The following is a 17,196-nucleotide window of genomic DNA, read 5'->3' on the forward strand; positions in this document are numbered from 1 at the left end:
TTACTGATGCCTAAATTGAAATAAAATAAAAAACCCGAGAGATTTAAAATCTTTCGGGTTTTCTGTTTTAAACTGAATCTTAATTTTTCCGCAAAAGAATCCCGACAGGTTTTTAAAACCTGTCGGGATTGAAATGTAAGCTAGAGTTAAATAGTCTCTAAAAACTGAGACTGAAAACTGAATACTTTATTCAGCTGCCATAAATTCCTCAGCTTTTTCTACCATATTATAACTTCCGCAGAAAAATGGAACTCTTTGGTGTAGTTCTGTCGGCTGGATTTCCATAATTCTTCCAAAACCATCTGTGGCTTTTCCTCCAGCTTGTTCTGCAAGAAATGCCATTGGATTACATTCATATAATAAACGTAATTTTCCTTTTGGCGCTTTTGAACTTGTCGGATAAATATATACTCCGCCTTTGATCATATTTCGATGAAAATCGGCAACCAGACTTCCTATATATCTAGAAGTATAAGGTCTGTCCCCTTCTTCGCGCTGGCAGTATTTAATGTAATTTTTTACTCCCTGCGGAAAATGAACATAATTACCTTCGTTGACCGAATAGATATGTCCGTCTTTCGGAAACTTCATATTCGGATGCGAAAGATAAAATGTTCCAATCGCTGGATTTAACGTAAACCCATTTACTCCATAACCTGTTGTGTAAACCAGCATTGTCGAAGTTCCATAAATTACGTAGCCTGCTGCAACTTGATTGATTCCCGGTTGTAAAAAATCCTCGCTAGTTACCGGAGTCCCTATTGGAGTAATTCTTCTGAAAACAGAAAAAATAGTTCCCACAGAAACATTAACATCAATGTTTGAAGATCCGTCAAGCGGATCCATTAAGATCACGTACTTATTATTATGACAGTTGTCGCTCCCCTGAACTGTAATAAAATCGTCGTTTTCTTCAGAAGCAATACCACAGACAATCTCACGGTTTATTAACGTCTGGATAAATACTTCGTTTGCATAGACATCTAATTTTTGCTGGTCTTCGCCCTGAATATTCTGCTCGCCTACAGCGCCGATAATATCCACTAAACCCGCTTGGTTTACTTTATGATTGACCACTTTTGCTGCCAATCGAATAGAGTTGATAATTCGCGAGAGCTCTCCCGACGAATACTGAAATGCTTTTTGGTTCTCAATAATAAACTCTCCCAGTGTTTTATTGCGTTCTTCCATTGCTAAATCGTTATAGTTTTAATTTTAAGTCACAAATATCGCTTATTTTGTGAGAATGATTTAAAAATTATTTTGTTAGTTTGCTACTATTGTATATTTGCTAATATTTTACATAAAGCAACAATCAAAGCTCTGTTTTCTTTGATAATATGTAGATAAAAATACGAATACATGAAATTGCCTCTTGCATGTCTTGGTGAAAACAAATGCTGCATTAGGAAAAAGCAATACTATAAAGGACAAAAAAATAACGTTTACCAATTATGAATATTAGAAAAGGAAATCCTGAAGATATGAAATCGGTGTTGGGGCTAATTCAGGAGCTGGCAATATTCGAAAAAGAACCCGAAGCGGTTGTTATTACAGAAGAGGATTTAGTGCGTGATGGTTTTGGGGAAAAACCATTATTTCATGTTTTTGTTGCAGAGATCGAAAACGACGAAAAACAAAAAGAAATTGTTGGAATCGCTTTATACTATTACCGCTACTCTACCTGGAAGGGAAAAACAATACACCTTGAAGATTTAATTGTAAAAGAGAAAATGCGCGGTACTGGTTTAGGTTCTGCTCTGTATGCCGAAATCATGAAGCAAGGTAAAAGAGATGGAGTGAGAAGAGTAGAATGGAATGTTTTAGCCTGGAACACACCTGCAGTTAATTTTTACAAGAATTCTGGCGCAAAAATTCTAGAAGACTGGCAAGTGGTTCAAATGGATGAAGCTGGAGTTAATTCGTTCTTAGAAAAATTATAAAAGCAGTTTGCACAGTTTAAAAGGTTTTTGCCACGAATTTCACTAATTTTCACTAATTAATTCGTGTCAATTTGTGAAATTCGTGGCGAACTAACAAAGATTTAAATCCTTTTAATTGAAATAATTCGGGCAAAAAAATTAAAAAATACTAGGTTTCGATTTGAATCTGAAATCTAAAATCTAAAATCTATTAATTAAAAATGAGAGTATTTAAATTTGGTGGAGCATCGGTAAAAGATGCAGATGGAATTAAAAACGTATACGACGTTTTACAAAAAGTGGGATATGAAGATGTGATTTTGGTAGTTTCGGCGATGGGTAAAACTACAAATGCTCTTGAAGTTGTTATCAAAAATTATTTTGAAAAATCGGCAGAATTAAGTTCTTCTGTACAAGAAATAAAAAAATATCACAATCAAATATTATTAGATTTATTTGAAGACGAAAAACATGAGGTTTTTGCTGCCGTAAATGCGCAGTTTGCTGAATTGGAATATTTTTTATCGCATAATAAATCTCCAAACTATAACTTTGTTTACGATCAAGTAGTAAGTTTTGGTGAATTAATTTCGACTAATATCTTAAGTCATTTCATGAATTTCATGGGAATTCAGACGCAATGGCTTGACGTTCGTAATTTCATCAAAACAAATGCAAATTATAGAGATGCAGAAGTAGATTGGGAAACTACACAACAGCTTATCAGCAAAAATGTTCCTAGAAAAACATTAAATATTACTCAGGGATTTTTGGGTGCAGACGAAAATAATTTCACTACAACTTTAGGCCGTGAAGGTTCTGATTATACTGCGGGAATTTTTGCTTACTGCTTAAATGCTGAAAGTGTTACAATTTGGAAAGATGTTCCTGGAGTTATGAATGCCGACCCTCGTTATTTTGAAAATGCGAGTTTATTAAACCAAATTTCATATCGTGAAGCTATCGAATTAGCATTTTATGGTGCAACGGTAATTCACCCAAAAACATTACAGCCATTACAGAAAAAAGAAATTCCGTTATACGTTAAATCTTTTATCAATCCGTTATTAAAAGGAACTTGTGTTTCTAAAGGAGTTGATTTGGAACCACAATATCCATGTTTTATTGTAAAAAGAGAACAGCTTTTAATTTCGCTTTCATCAATTGATTTTTCTTTTATAATGGAAGAAAATATCAGTGAGATCTTTGGATTATTCCATGAATTTAAAATCAAAGTGAACTTGATTCAGAATTCGGCGATTAGTTTCTCTGTTTGTGTGGAAGATAAATTTGGAAATTTCAACGATTTGAATGCGATTCTTTCGAAAAAATTCAAAGTTGATTTCAATGAAAATGTAACACTTTACACTATCCGTCACTTTAATGAAGACGCTGCTCATACTGTTGAGGCCAACAAAGAAGTTTTATTAAAACAAGTCAGCCGCGAAACGATGCAGATTGTGACTAAAGAACTAAATTAATTTTCTAAGCGTTAATTATTTCAATTCATTATAAAAGGTTTCATCTTAATTGATGAAGCCTTTTTTTTAATTATATTTAGTAGTTTTATCACAAAGTATAAAGTAATTTATCTCATCATATGATAACCAAAAAATTCACAATAGTCCTTTTACTTGTTTTCATTATCATATTCATTGGTATAGACTTAAGTCCTATATTAAAAAAAGAAAATGTAAATGACATTTCATTTTCAGATTTCAGAAATTCAATTGGTCCTTTCTTAACATTTATTGCAGTTTTTATAACTTATAAGAAACTATTGAGAAACGAAAAAAATGAAGAAAAACAAAGCACTTCATCATTTTAAAAACTCAAAATTTCTGTTTCTATTTTTCCCAATTATAAATACTACTTTTGACTTTTCAGAGTTAAAGTATTATGTTGAAAAAATTACTGTTTTTGACGGTTTTCATCTGGTTTTCTGCGCTTCAGGCTCAGGAAACTGAATCGCTGTACAAAACCAAAAAAATAGTAACCTCAAAAGACACCATTCGGCTGGAAAAAGTGAGTATTAATTCGAGTTTCTTCGAGCTTTTAAATACCAAAAACGAACCGATTGATTCGACTTTCTACAAAATTGATTTTCAAAAAGGCTTCTTACTTTTAAATGAAAAATTCCAATCTGCTTCTGACACTTTAATTGTCAATTATCTAAAATATCCAGATTTCTTAACCAAAGAATACAGTCTTTACAAATCGGATCAGATTGTAAGCAGCGACGTTGGAACCGAAAAATTGTACCGAATTGATAATAATGCAAATGCTAAAAAAGTAACGCCTTTTGATGGTTTGAACACTTCTGGAAGCATTACGCGAGGCATTACAGTTGGGAATAATCAGAGCACGGTTTTAAATTCCAATTTAGATTTACAGATTACGGGTAAAATTTCAGATAAAGTCAGCTTGAGAGCTTCTCTTCAAGACAATAATATTCCCCTGCAGGATGGCGGTTATTCGCAAAAGCTGGATCAGTTCGATAATATTTTCATGGAACTTTTCAGTGATGATTGGAACATTCGCGCAGGCGATGTTTTCTTAGAGAATCGCAAAACACAATTTTTAAGTTTCAATAAAAAGGTTCAGGGAATTTCTGCCAGCTTTGATTTTGATACCGAAAAAAGTAAAACGAATGTTTTTGCATCTGTTGCTTTTGTAAAAGGGCAATATGCTAAAAGTACTTTTATAGGACAGGAAGGAAATCAAGGTCCGTATAAACTAAAAGGTCAAAACGGTGAGTTATATGTTTTGGTTATTTCTGGTTCCGAACGTGTTTACGTAAACGGTGTTTTGTTAAAACGCGGCGAAAACAACGATTATGTAATTGATTATAATGCTGGAGAAATTGTTTTTACTTCGCTTTTCACCATAACTTCAGAAATGAGGATTAATGTAGAATACCAATATTCTGAAAGAAATTACAATCGACTTGTGACGTACGCCGGCGCCACACACGAAAATAAAAACTGGAGTTTTGGCGGTTATGTCTATTCTGAAAATGACATGAAAAATCAGCCTTTGCAGCAAAATCTTTCTACAGAACAAGTCCAGATTTTGAGTGAAGCTGGAGATAACATCAATTTAATGAAAGCGCCTTCTGCCTACGAAGATAGTTATGCCGACAACAAAATCCTGTATAAAAAAACATTGGTAAATTCAGTGGAAGTTTATGAATATTCTAATAATCCAGCCAATGTTCTGTACAATGTAAGATTTAGTCTTGTTGGTGCAAATGCTGGAAATTATATCATTCAAAATAATAATTCTGTTGAACGTATTTATCAATATGCTGCGCCTGTTAATGGAGTTCTGCAAGGAAATTATGAGCCAATTGTACAGCTTGTAGCACCAATTAAACTTCAAGTCGCCACTTTCTTGGGGAAATATAATCCGGACGAGAAAACTTTAGTCGATTTTGAATTGGCTGTGAGCAATAACGATCAAAATTTATTTTCTAAAATTGATGATGGCAATAATGAAGGCGTTGCTTTTAAAACAAATATTAAAAAACGTCTTTTTTCTAGAAGCTGGAATTTAGATGTTTTTGGAAATTATCAATATGTGCAGCAAAATTTCAAATCGGTTGAGCGTTTATATAATATTGAATTTAACCGCGACTGGAACTTAACGGGAACACTTTTGGGCAATCAAAGTCTGCTGGTTACAGGTTTAAATTTTGATTTATATTCTAAAAAGGAAACTTCTAATATAGGATTAATAAATTATCAGTTTGAGAAATTAGATTTCAGCGAAAGTTATACCGGCTCCAGACATACAACAACTGCTCTCTTTAAAATAAAAAACTGGACGATCGAAAACAATGGGAGTTTTTTAAATTCTGATGCAACTGCTTCAACCTCAAAATTCATTCGAAACCAAACCCGAACCAAATATCATTTTGGTAAAAACTGGATTGGAGGCAGTATGCAATTAGAAGACAATCAGGAAAAAGATAAAATTACCAATCAGTTTTCGGCTTTAAGCCAAAGATTCTCAGAATATGGCGTTTTTACGGGAAGAGGCGACAGTACTAAAGTTTTTGTCGAAATAGGCTTTTTACAAAGGAGAAATGATAGTTTACAAAACGGACTATTGCAGCACGTTAATAATTCGCAGACTTATTATTTAAAGTCGAAATTGATTCAAAACAAAAAAACTGATTTAGCGGTTTATGCAAGTTATCGAAATTTAGATTTTACAGATAATACGAGAAAAAATGAACCTTCATTAAATTCCAGAGTTTTATATAATGATCGTTTTTTCAATCAATTGATGCAGATTGGAACAGCTTACGAAACAAGTTCTGGAACTATTGCACAACAGGAATTTACGTATGTTGAAGTTCCAACTGGACAGGGAGTTTATACTTGGAATGATTATAACGGAAACGGAATTCAGGAATTACAGGAATTTGAAGTTGCAGTTTTTCAAGATCAGGCAAAATATGTTCGAATCTTTTTACCGAACCAGATTTATATTAAAACGAACCAAAATAAGTTCTCGCAGTCTTTGACATTGAATCCGCTGCAATGGCAGAATGAGAAAGGTTATAAAAAAATATTATCTTATTTCTACAATCAGACTTCTTTTATAATGGATCGAAAAGTAAAAAGCGAAGGCGAAAAGCTGGAACTTAATCCCTTTGATTCCTCTGAAGAAAATATTTTAGGATTGAATTCGAGTTTTAGAAACAGTTTGTTCTACAATCGAGGCCGGCAAAAACATTCTGTTACGTATTCTTATCTTGTAAATAAAGGCAAAAGTTTGCTTTCTATAGGTTCGCAAAATGTCCGCAATTATTCGCATCAGCTTCAATACACTCATTTGTATCAAAAAAGCTGGCTGTTTAATCTTTTTGGCAAAACCATAAAAACTGATTTGGTTTCTGAAGATTTTACTGAGAAGAATTACGACATTAATGGCTGGCAGCTCTCCCCAAAAATTAGTTATTTGTTTTCTAAAAACACCAAATTAGATTTCTTTTATGAGCTGCAAAACAAGAAGAATCAAATTGGCAATCTTGAAACTTTAAAACAAAACAGAATCGGAACTTCTTTTTCTTATGCCGGAGAAAAGAAAGTAACCGTAAATGGTGAATTTTCTTTTTATGAAAATGAATTTAACGGAAATGAATTTTCATCTGTCGGTTTTCAAATGCTTGAAGGACTGCAGGCTGGATCAAATTTAGTTTGGAAACTTCTTCTGCAAAAGAATATTACGTCTTTCTTAGATGTTAATTTAAATTATCAGGGCCGTAAAAGCGAAACAGGAAATACGATTCATACAGGAAATGTTCAGCTTCGTGCATATTTTTAGTGACCTGCGAAAAAGATGACAAAAAATTGTTTAATTTTAGTTTGAATTTAAACATATAACCTTATGAAAAAATTAGTATTAATCTGTTTTTTAGTTGTTTTCTCCTCTAATTTCTACGCTCAGGAAACAACTGCAAAAACTGCGAAAAGTAAAACAGAAGCTTCAGCAAAAAAAGCAAAATCAACTGCAGATAAAGCTTCATCTGATGCAAAAAAAGAAGCTTCAAAGTCTAAAAAAGCAGCAGACGATGCGAAAGAAGCTTCGGCAAAAGCAAAAAAAGAAACTGCTGATAAAGCAAAAAAAACTGCAGATAAGGAAGCCGCTAAAGCTAAAAGCGATGCAAAAAAAGCAACAACTGAATCTGACAAAGCTAAAAAAACAGCAGACAAAGCTACAGCCGATGCTAAAAAAACAACCGCAAAAGCTGACGCTGCAAAAAAAGATGCATCTACCGCAAAAAAATCAGCTGCTAAAACTTTAAAGGAGACTAACGAAAAAGCTCCAGCTGTTCCAGATAAAGTTACCGGTGAATACAATGGTAAAAAAGTATATACTGGACCAAGAGGCGGTAAATACTACATTAACAAAAATGGTAATAAAACTTATATTCAGGATTAGTTTAAAAGGTTCTGAGAGACTAAGGTGCTGAGGCGCTAAGGTTCTGAGAATCTAAGAAACACTATTGAAGCCGAACTATTGTTCGGCTTTTTTTTCATAAAAAAAATACTCAGAACCTTAGTACCTCAGCATCTTAGAACCTTAAAAAAAATATTGAGTTAATAATTTAGTAATACCCTTGAAATAGCATAGAAAACATATTTCTTTATCTTCGTTTTTAAAAAGTGTTAAAAATGAGCATTGATTATTCTGCGAATAAAACTATTTTAGTAGCTCCATTAAATTGGGGACTTGGCCATTCAACTCGATGCATTCCCATCATTAAAGCGCTTCAGGAGAATAATTATATTCCCATTATCGCTTCAGATGGTGTTGCTTTGGCTTTGCTGCGAAAAGAGTTTCCTTATATACAAACTTTAGAACTGCCTTCTTATCATATTGAATATGCAAAGAATGGTAAAAACTTTAAATGGAAGCTGATCAAAAATCTTCCTAAAATGATTACTGCTATTTTAGATGAGAAAAAAATGGTCAATAGCTGGATCAAAAAATACGGTATTGATGGTATAATCTCAGATAACAGATTAGGGGTTTTCAGCAAAAAAGTGCCTTCTGTTTTTATGACGCATCAATTGAATGTGATGACTGGAAATACTACTTGGTTTACGAGTAAATGTCATCAGCATTTTATTAAAAAATATACTGAATGCTGGGTTCCTGACACAAATGATGAAGTAAATCTTACTGGAGATTTAGGTCATCTTAAAAGCAACGAACTCAATTTAAAATATATTGGACCGCTGAGCCGCATGAAGAAAAAGGATACTCCTAAAATATATGATCTAATGATTATATTATCGGGACCTGAGCCGCAGCGTACTTACTTAGATGAAAAGCTGCAGAAAGAAGCAGCTAAATATCCTGGTAAAGTAGTTTTTGTACAGGGAATTATTCAAAAGTCACAGGAAAAATGGCAGGCAGGAAATATAACGTATTATAATTTCATGAACTCAAAACAGCTTGAACAAACTTTTAACGAAAGTGAGTTTGTATTATGCCGCTCAGGTTATACTACTGTAATGGATTTAGCCAAATTGGGTAAAAAAGCTTTTTTTATTCCAACTCCTGGTCAATATGAACAAGAATATCTGGCGATAAAACTTCAAGAGGAAAATTTAGTACCGTATGCCATGCAGGACGACTTTACTATTGAAGATTTATCAAAAGTAAAGTCCTTTAAAGGATTGTCCCAATTTGAAAACAATATCGACTGGGATTCCTTATTTACTGTTTTTGAGAATAATTCTCACTAAAAATCCGTATTTATCCATGTCTTTTCTATAGAGAATCCGTTTAATCTGCGTCAAAATTAGAACACAGATTAAACGGATTTTTATTCGCAAAATCACTAATTAACAGGGATTTATTTTTATTCTTTAGAAATTAAACTGCACTTGTAATCTTAGAACGTTTCCTTTCTGTCTGTTTATTGGGAGTGCACTGTCTTCAAAAGTTCTGTCTGCAATTACATAAGATGCTGTTAATTCGAAAGCTTTAATTGGCTGCCACTCGACACCTAATTCATAATCTCTAACCACATAACTTCTGGCATCTTTCTCGTATTTTTTTCCTCCGTCATAATATTGAAATTTGGCGAAAGGATAAACATGTTGTTTTTTGATGTCCCATTTGTAGTTTAATAAAACGTATCCTCCATTCAAATCTGTTTCATCAACTGTATTGGTTTGTGGATTGTATCGAGGTCCTGTTCCGATGTTATATTCTGTCTGGATTCCGAATGGTTTTGGATATAAAACAAATGTTGCTCCTACCCTTTGGTCTTTTACATACTGCGGATCGTTTACTATAACTCCAGATGATATTTCTCCCGTAAAAGCCCATTTCCCTGTGTAAGCCTGAATTCCTGGTTCGATAATCTGACTTCCAATTACAAATGGATACGTTACTCTTGCAACCACATTTAGATCTCTATTTCCGTCCAGTTTATTTGCAATCTGCCCATTGTAAACTCCAAAAGCAAATACACCAAAATCACCCGAACCTTTATAGCCATCTCTAACCAGCATCGCAAAACGCTCTCTAATTTCGGCTGGTGCCCAGTAAAAAAATATCCCTAAATCACGCTCATTTGCTATTGAACTATTTATAGCATCGGCACGGTCTAAAGTCAAACGCTGTGAACTTGACTGCATGTTTTCAAATCCATATGGAATTTTACTCTGCCCAACACGAACTCGGTACTCTTTTTTCTTATCAAAAGAAAGATCAAAATAAAGGTCACGAATTTGTACAAAATTTTGAATTCCTGTACTTGGCGAACTCGCAAAATCGGGTTGGAAATAGAAAAATACATTTGGATGAACCTGACCCGAAAACACTAAACGCGCACGGCGGATAAAAAGTCCATTATTTGCTTTTGCATCTGGAGCTGTAGAAGTTGTTCCCCAGGATTTATCGCATTGATCGCAAGAAACTTTGTCGTTTGTAGAAAAAAGTCCGTTGTACCTGATTTGCGCATAACCTCTTAAAGAGATTCTGTCATACCAATGTTCTTCAACTCCTCCTCCAGATTTAGTCTCCGGAAGTTTTGCTTTGTTGATAGAATCTAAAATACGCATTACTTCGTTTTTTACATCCTGTTTATTTAGTTCTTGTTTGTTTGTTTCCTGCGCATTAGCGGCACAAGTTATCAGCAATAAAATGGCTGCTATTTTTCTTTTTATCATTAGTTCTGTAATTCCCTTAATTTCAGGATGCAAAGATGGAGCACCTATGTTAAGAAATCATTAACCAGATGTTACTATAATAAAAATTTAATGTTATGGCCTAAAATGAAATGTTGATTTATTGTTAAACACCTTCATTTTAGGGCTTTCAGCAAAAATGACGTTACGATTTTTTAACGTCTGTTTTTTGATTTTTAAATGCTTTTTCGAGCGTAAAAGAGAATTCTGAACCAATTCCGAACTCACTTTCTACATAAACCTTCTCTTTATGCGCTTCAATAATATGTTTTACAATCGCTAATCCTAAACCAGAACCTCCTTCAGAACGGGTTCCGCTTTTATCAACTCGGTAAAAACGTTCAAAAAGTCTTGGGATATTTTGTTTTTCAACTCCTTCTCCGTTATCGCTAATACGAATCAAGACTTTTTTCTTGGTTAAGTTTACAACTCCGACTTCTGTTAAACCGCCTTCTTTTCCGTATTTAATGGAGTTCACAATTAGGTTTTCTAAAACCTGCTGAATTCTGTCCTGATCTCCGCGAATGATAACTGACTGCACATTTTTACTTTCAAATGCCAATTTGATTTTCTTTTTATCGGCTTTCATTTCCAATAAATCAAAAACATTTTGAATGAGCTCAACGATATCAAAATCGGTCATATTTAGATCTAAATCGCCCGATTCTAATTTGGTGATCATATCCAAATCTTCAACTATATATATCAAACGCTCTACACCTTTTTCGGCACGTTTTAAATATTTTTTGCGAATGTGTTTGTCATCCATTGCGCCATCAAGTAAAGTTGAAACATAACCTTGTACGGTAAACAAAGGCGTTTTAAGTTCGTGCGAAACGTTTCCTAAAAACTCTCTTCGGTACTGTTCTCGAATTTCGAGCATTTCGATTTCGAGTTTTTTATCGGTTGCAAACTTTTTCACTTCCCGCGAAAGCGTTTCCATATCAGTATTAATTGGCTGATTGATAAGAGTTGTTGATTCTAATAACGAAACCTCATCGTAAATTTTCTTTACTCTTCTATAAATGAAACGTTCTACGCGATATTGTATAACCAAGAACGAGAATATGTAAATCGCAATAATGAAAATTATCCCAAAAGCTACTTGATGTTTCAGTTGGTTTTTATAAAATAAAGACATTAGAATCAGCACAAATCCAGTCGAGAAGAGACTAATATACAATGCCGATTTTATAGCAAATTTGTATGTTTTTTTAAAATTAATTTTCATTGATAATATTTAACCATTAAGAGATTATTATATTTTACCATGTAAGTGATATAAGTTCATTTAAATTCAAAGCTCATAATTCTTACCATAAAAATAAGAATTTAAAAAGTTCATCTTATCAAAGTTTGAACTTTGACAAAGATGAACTTAGTATAGTATAACCAAAAGTACGTTCTATAATTTAAATGAAATTATATCACTTATATGGTTCAAATTTTTATTGACTGTTTATACTTCAAATTTATAACCAACTCCTTTTATAGTTTTAAAAAGGTCTTCGCCTATTTTCTCGCGCAGTTTTCTGATGTGAACATCAATTGTTCTTCCTCCAACTACAACTTCGTTACCCCAAACTTTATCCAGAATTTCATCTCTTTTAAAAACTTTTCCAGGTTTTGAAGCTAATAAATAAAATAATTCGAATTCTTTTCTTGGCAGAGCAATTTCTACACTGCCTTTTATGATTTTATATTCTTCACGGTTAATCTCGATTCCGCCTACATTTAAAGTATCTGAAACCACTTCTTGTTCTTTTAACCTTCTTAACAAAGCCTTTACTTTCGATACCAATAATTTTGGTTTAATAGGTTTGGTAATATAGTCATCAGCACCAGCGTCAAAACCAGCTACTTGAGAATAATCTTCACTTCTTGCTGTAAGGAATGTTATGATAACATTATTTAATTCAGGAATTTTTCTAATATGCTCGCACGCTTCCATTCCGTCCATTTCTGCCATCATCACATCCATAATAATTAATTCTGGCAATTCTTTCTGAGCCTTTGCTATAGCTTCTTTTCCGTTAGAAGCTGTAACAATCTGGTAGCCTTCTTGAGCAAGGTTATAGCCAACGATTTCTAAGATATCCGGTTCGTCGTCAACTAATAAAATCTTAGTTTGTGTTTTTTTCATAAATAGCAAAAATTGAGATTTTTACATCAAATCTTTTTAATTATTTATCCGATGTTTTTTATTTCACAGGGTAAATATACTAACAAAAGAACCTTTAAAAATTGGTGTTAACGGTAATTTAATCTGGTAACAATTTGATAATCTTTAGCACACAAAAACATAACAAGTTCGTAACATGGACTTCACGGCGCAGTTATTTCTTTGCACAAAAATAAATTAAACACAACACTGAAATGAAATTCAATTTAAGATTTCTCTTTATTGCATTATTTATCTGTACGATTTCGATCGCGCAAAACAAAGGTACAATTTCTGGAGTTCTAACCGACAAAGAAATGAACAATGAAGTTTTACCATTTGCTAATGTTTTAGTTAAAGGTACAAATATTAGCGTAAACACTGACGTAGACGGAAAATATTCGTTGAGCGTAAATCCAGGAAATTATACTCTTATTTTTAGTTTTTTAGGATATGAATCTGTAGAAACTCCAGTTGCTGTAAAAGCAAATGAAACTGTAGTTATCAATCAAACTCTTTCTTCTGGAAGTTATACACTTAAGGATGTAGTTGTAAAATCTGCAACAGTAAACAAACAAAAAGAATCGGCATTATTATTAGATCAAAAAAACGCAGTTTCTTTTAAAGCTGCAATTGGTGCTGAGGAAATAGCTAGAAAAGGAGTTAATGATGTGGCTAATGCAGTTGCAAAAGTTAGTGGAGTTTCTAAACAAGATGACTCAGGAAATGTCTTTGTTAGAGGTTTAGGTGACCGTTACAATGTAACTACTTTAAATGGTCTTCCGTTACCATCAAACAATCCCGCAAACAAAAACATTCTTTTAGAAATTTTCTCTACAAACATTGTAGATAATATTGGAATCAGCAAAACTTTTGAAGCTCAAAACTATGCCGATTTTGGAGGAGCTAATATTGACATCAACGCTAAAAAATTCAGCGGAAGCCCTTTTATTACTTTTTCTATCGGTACTGGAGCAAACACAAATGTTTTAGGACAAGATCATTTTTACCTGCAAGACGGACCGTCTTACACTGGATTTAAAAAAGTAGGTATTCCTGATGCTCCTTTACTTCCTTATAGTTATACAACAAGCTGGGATAGACAAGAGAACAAAAATGTATTAAATGCTTTTTACACATTATCTGGAGGAAAGAAATTTAATATCAATGACGAAAGTTCAATTGGTACATTTGTCACAGGATCTTTCAGTGCAAAAAACAAATATACTGAAGGTTACAGCAGAGGAGGAATTACTTCTGACGGAGATATCTTTTCTGACTTTGTTAGAACGGCTTACAAACATAACACTACAACAACTGTTATGGGTACAGCTGATTATAAAATCAATAATAAAAACTCGATCTTCTTTACTTCTTTATTCTTAAATTCAAGTGATCAGGATTACAGTGAGTACGAAGGAACAAATCAAAATTTTGACGGTGGCGGAGATGCTACTCAACAAATTACTGGTTTTATTAAACGTGGAACTTTTGAAAGAACTCAATTAATTGTAAACCAATTAACAGGAAAAAACAAATTCAACGATCAGTGGAATTTAAATTGGGGAGTAGGATACAGTATCTCTAACAGTGCAATTCCAGATCGTATGCAAAACTCTTTTGTATATGCTCCAAATGCGATAGACTATACTTTCTTTACTAATTCGAACATCAATAATCACCGATTTTTTCAAGATCTAAAGGAAAATGAAATCGCTGCAAATGTTGCGCTTACTTATAACTTCAAAAAAGGCAGTGATGATACTTATAAGGGAAAGGTAACTGTTGGTTATTCAGGAAAATTTAAGGATGTAGATTACGACATGGAACAATATTCGTTCTTCCCAGACCGAAGCACAATTTCTTTTCCTAAAGAAGATATTCACCACGTAGACAACTATTTAGATCCTGCACACTGGGGTTCATCTTACTCAAATAGAATCCACCAAGAATATAATGGAAACTTAGATATCAATGCTGCATTCTTGAATGTTCAATATTCTTTAACTGAAAGATTGAGTGTGATATTAGGTGCAAGATTAGAGCAACTGACTCAGAATGTTTACTATATCACAACAACAGTTCCAGGCGGAGACAGTTCAAATGACTCTAAATTTAATATCTTACCAAGTTTAATTTCAAAGTATACATTAACAGACAAGCAAAACTTAAAGTTTTCTGCTAGTAAAACATATACGCTTCCTCAGTTTAAAGAAAAAGTGCCAATTATTTACGAAGATGTAGCACAAGCATACGAAGGAAACCCTAATTTATATGCTTCAACAAATTATAATTTCGATTTAGGATGGGAATTTTTCCCGAAAGCAGGTGAGTTAATCTCCGTAACTGCATTTGGAAAAATCATTCAAAATCCAATCAACGAAATGTTCTTGAATTCGTCTTCAAATGACATTTCATATGCAAATACAGGAGATAAAGGAACAGTAGCAGGGGTTGAAGTAGAATTTAGAAAAGACATTTTTGAAATTGAAAAAAATGATAACTTAAAAACAAAACTTTCTTTTGATGCAAACGGATCATACTTATACACAAACCAAGATCTAAGCAATGATAAAGTAAACAATGAAAATGATTTTGGAGCAAACTTTACATTTACTGAAAGTAAATTAACCGGAGCTTCTAACTTCTTAGCAAATGCTAACATTTCATTCTTAAATCAATTTACAGAAAGTAAGGATATTTCAGCAACAGTATCTTACTCTTATTTCTCAGATAAACTTGCTGTAATTGGAACTTCAAGAGTTGGAAACATGGTTGACAAAGCTGTGAATAAATTAGATTTTATCTTGAACACAAGTTTGACTAAAAGCTTAAAATTAGGTCTTATTTACAACAACATTTTAAACCCAACTTTCGAGCGTGTACAAGAGCAAGGGAAAGTACCAGGAAAAGAAGCTATTGGTGATATTATAGTGACTTCATACAAAGCTGGTTCAGATCTAAGACTTACTTTAAACTACACTTTCTAAGAGAGATATTTTCAATAAATTATAAAAGGTGATTAGACAATACTAATCACCTTTTTTTTATCCAAAATCGCAATGTAAATTTTATATTAAGACGGTACGGTTTTACCCCATCATACTTAATAGATTGTTAATATCGTCTTAACTCAGCAAAAACATATGTTCATTTACTTTGCCTTAAATAAATAAAACAATAAAACACAACAAAAATGAAAAAAAGTTTATTTGCAATGGCTGCAATATTAGGACTTGCTTTAACAAGCTGTAGTTCTGATGATAACAAAGACACAAACAACAGTTCTTTTGTTTTAAAAGTTGACGATTTAAAAGGAGAGATTAAAGACGGTACTGTAACTTTAGATCCTACTCAAACTTATACTTTAACTGGAGGTTTAGTTGTTAAAGGTGGAGCTACTTTAGTAATTCCTGCTGGGACAGTAATTAAAAGTTCTCCTACTGCAGAAGCAACTTCTTTATATATTGCTGTAGAAAGAAACGCTAAAATTAACATCAATGGTACAGCTGCGAAACCAGTTATTATGACATCTGGAAAAGCAACTCCTGCTCAAAGTGACTGGGGTGGATTAATTATCGCTGGTAATGGTAAAGTAAACACTGGAGACAATGGTACTTCTGAAGTAGGTGGTTTAAGCTACGGAGGAAATGACAATTCAGATTCTTCTGGAAATATTAACTTCTTGAAAATTTCTTACACAGGTTCTAAATACACTTCTGAAAAAGAATACAATGGAGTTTCTTTCTTCGGAGTAGGTTCTGGAACTATAGTGTCTGACATCTACACTTTCGAAAGTGGTGATGACGGAATCGAATTTTTCGGTGGAGCAGTAAATGCTACTAACTTAACAATCATAAACTCTTATGATGATTCTTTAGATTTTGCTGACGGATGGCAAGGTACTGCTACAAACGTTTACATTAAAGGTGTAAGTAAAGCAGGAGTTGAAGGATCTACTAACGCTAAAGATCCAAGTGGGGCTGTTCCAATGACTAACGCTAAAATAACTAACATCTCTATCATTAAAGGTGGTGCTACTTTTACAGCTGACGAAAAAGCAATCAACTACAAAGAAGGTGGTGGAAAACAAGCTTACACAAACTTATATGTTGCTAACGATATGCCTGCTGCTCTTGCTAAATTATCTACAGATGCTGGTGCAACTGCAAATATTGCTGCTGGTAACTTTACTATCACAAACTACACTTTTGGAGCTCAGATCACTGATGTAACTGGTCCTAAATTGTCTGGAACAACTACTGGTGCAATTGGTGCTGGTGCTGGTGCTGACTTACCAACTTGGGCTAACTGGACTAAATAATCCAAATTTAGATCATAAAAAACAAAAAAGCTGTCCGAAATATTTCAGACAGCTTTTTTTGCTAAATCAAGT

The 17,196-nt window shown here is 33.3% G+C and carries 11 protein-coding genes; 7 read left to right on the plus strand and 4 right to left on the minus strand.

Annotation, left to right across the window (positions count from 1 at the left end):
- Nucleotides 1–186: 186 nt before the first annotated feature.
- Complete coding sequence (fbp, locus tag ASE40_RS01785) at nt 187–1,191, minus strand: class 1 fructose-bisphosphatase (RefSeq protein WP_057115095.1); 1,005 nt, start codon at nt 1,189–1,191, stop codon at nt 187–189.
- 263 nt (nt 1,192–1,454) lie between these two features.
- Between fbp and ASE40_RS01790 the strand changes: the two genes are divergently transcribed.
- From ASE40_RS01790 to ASE40_RS01815, 5 genes are all read left to right on the plus strand, one after another.
- Nucleotides 1,455–1,943, plus strand: coding sequence for a GNAT family N-acetyltransferase (locus ASE40_RS01790; RefSeq protein WP_057115096.1), 489 nt, complete (start codon nt 1,455–1,457; stop codon nt 1,941–1,943).
- 200 nt (nt 1,944–2,143) lie between these two features.
- Nucleotides 2,144–3,403, plus strand: coding sequence for an aspartate kinase (locus tag ASE40_RS01795; RefSeq protein ID WP_057115097.1), 1,260 nt, complete (start codon nt 2,144–2,146; stop codon nt 3,401–3,403).
- Nucleotides 3,404–3,821: 418 nt separating this feature from the next.
- The gene (locus tag ASE40_RS01805) at nt 3,822–7,256 is read left to right on the plus strand and encodes a hypothetical protein (protein ID WP_057115099.1); all 3,435 of its coding nucleotides are present in this window, start codon (nt 3,822–3,824) and stop codon (nt 7,254–7,256) included.
- A gap of 63 nt (nt 7,257–7,319) precedes the next feature.
- Nucleotides 7,320–7,874: a hypothetical protein gene (locus ASE40_RS01810; protein ID WP_057115100.1), complete on the plus strand. Its 555-nt coding sequence runs from the start codon at nt 7,320–7,322 to the stop codon at nt 7,872–7,874.
- Nucleotides 7,875–8,107: 233 nt separating this feature from the next.
- Nucleotides 8,108–9,187 carry a glycosyltransferase gene (locus tag ASE40_RS01815; RefSeq protein WP_057115101.1) on the plus strand — a complete coding sequence of 360 codons (1,080 nt, stop codon included), beginning with the start codon at nt 8,108–8,110 and terminating at the stop codon, nt 9,185–9,187.
- Between the two features lie 123 nt (nt 9,188–9,310).
- Here ASE40_RS01815 and ASE40_RS01820 read toward each other — a convergent pair whose 3' ends face one another.
- The 3 genes from ASE40_RS01820 to ASE40_RS01830 form a co-directional block, all read right to left on the minus strand.
- The gene (locus tag ASE40_RS01820; protein WP_057115102.1) at nt 9,311–10,621 is read right to left on the minus strand and encodes a porin; all 1,311 of its coding nucleotides are present in this window, start codon (nt 10,619–10,621) and stop codon (nt 9,311–9,313) included.
- A 163-nt stretch (nt 10,622–10,784) separates the two neighbouring features.
- Nucleotides 10,785–11,870 (minus strand): sensor histidine kinase, encoded by a 1,086-nt coding sequence (locus tag ASE40_RS01825; RefSeq protein WP_057115103.1) that lies wholly within the window; start codon nt 11,868–11,870, stop codon nt 10,785–10,787.
- A 228-nt stretch (nt 11,871–12,098) separates the two neighbouring features.
- Nucleotides 12,099–12,782: a response regulator transcription factor gene (locus ASE40_RS01830; RefSeq protein ID WP_057115104.1), complete on the minus strand. Its 684-nt coding sequence runs from the start codon at nt 12,780–12,782 to the stop codon at nt 12,099–12,101.
- Between the two features lie 233 nt (nt 12,783–13,015).
- Here ASE40_RS01830 and ASE40_RS01835 point away from each other — a divergent pair, with 233 nt between their 5' ends.
- Nucleotides 13,016–15,790, plus strand: a complete 2,775-nt coding sequence (locus ASE40_RS01835) for a TonB-dependent receptor (protein WP_057115105.1) — start codon at nt 13,016–13,018, stop codon at nt 15,788–15,790.
- Nucleotides 15,791–15,996: 206 nt separating this feature from the next.
- Nucleotides 15,997–17,124, plus strand: a complete 1,128-nt coding sequence (locus ASE40_RS01840) for a hypothetical protein (RefSeq protein ID WP_057115106.1) — start codon at nt 15,997–15,999, stop codon at nt 17,122–17,124.
- The last annotated feature ends 72 nt before the right edge of the window (nt 17,125–17,196 follow it).

The organism is Flavobacterium sp. Root935, from assembly GCF_001429295.1.
Lineage (GTDB): Bacteria > Bacteroidota > Bacteroidia > Flavobacteriales > Flavobacteriaceae > Flavobacterium.

Bases quoted from the DNA above. Each gene is read 5' to 3' on its own strand.
- fbp (WP_057115095.1), bottom strand. From the start codon at position 1,191: ATGGAAGAACGCAATAAAACACTGGGAGAGTTTATTATTGAGAACCAA.
- ASE40_RS01790 (WP_057115096.1), top strand. From the start codon at position 1,455: ATGAATATTAGAAAAGGAAATCCTGAAGATATGAAATCGGTGTTGGGG.
- ASE40_RS01825 (WP_057115103.1), bottom strand. From the start codon at position 11,870: ATGAAAATTAATTTTAAAAAAACATACAAATTTGCTATAAAATCGGCA.
- ASE40_RS01810 (WP_057115100.1), top strand. From the start codon at position 7,320: ATGAAAAAATTAGTATTAATCTGTTTTTTAGTTGTTTTCTCCTCTAAT.
- ASE40_RS01830 (WP_057115104.1), bottom strand. From the start codon at position 12,782: ATGAAAAAAACACAAACTAAGATTTTATTAGTTGACGACGAACCGGAT.
- ASE40_RS01840 (WP_057115106.1), top strand. From the start codon at position 15,997: ATGAAAAAAAGTTTATTTGCAATGGCTGCAATATTAGGACTTGCTTTA.
- ASE40_RS01805 (WP_057115099.1), top strand. From the start codon at position 3,822: ATGTTGAAAAAATTACTGTTTTTGACGGTTTTCATCTGGTTTTCTGCG.
- ASE40_RS01820 (WP_057115102.1), bottom strand. From the start codon at position 10,621: ATGATAAAAAGAAAAATAGCAGCCATTTTATTGCTGATAACTTGTGCC.
- ASE40_RS01795 (WP_057115097.1), top strand. From the start codon at position 2,144: ATGAGAGTATTTAAATTTGGTGGAGCATCGGTAAAAGATGCAGATGGA.
- ASE40_RS01815 (WP_057115101.1), top strand. From the start codon at position 8,108: ATGAGCATTGATTATTCTGCGAATAAAACTATTTTAGTAGCTCCATTA.
- ASE40_RS01835 (WP_057115105.1), top strand. From the start codon at position 13,016: ATGAAATTCAATTTAAGATTTCTCTTTATTGCATTATTTATCTGTACG.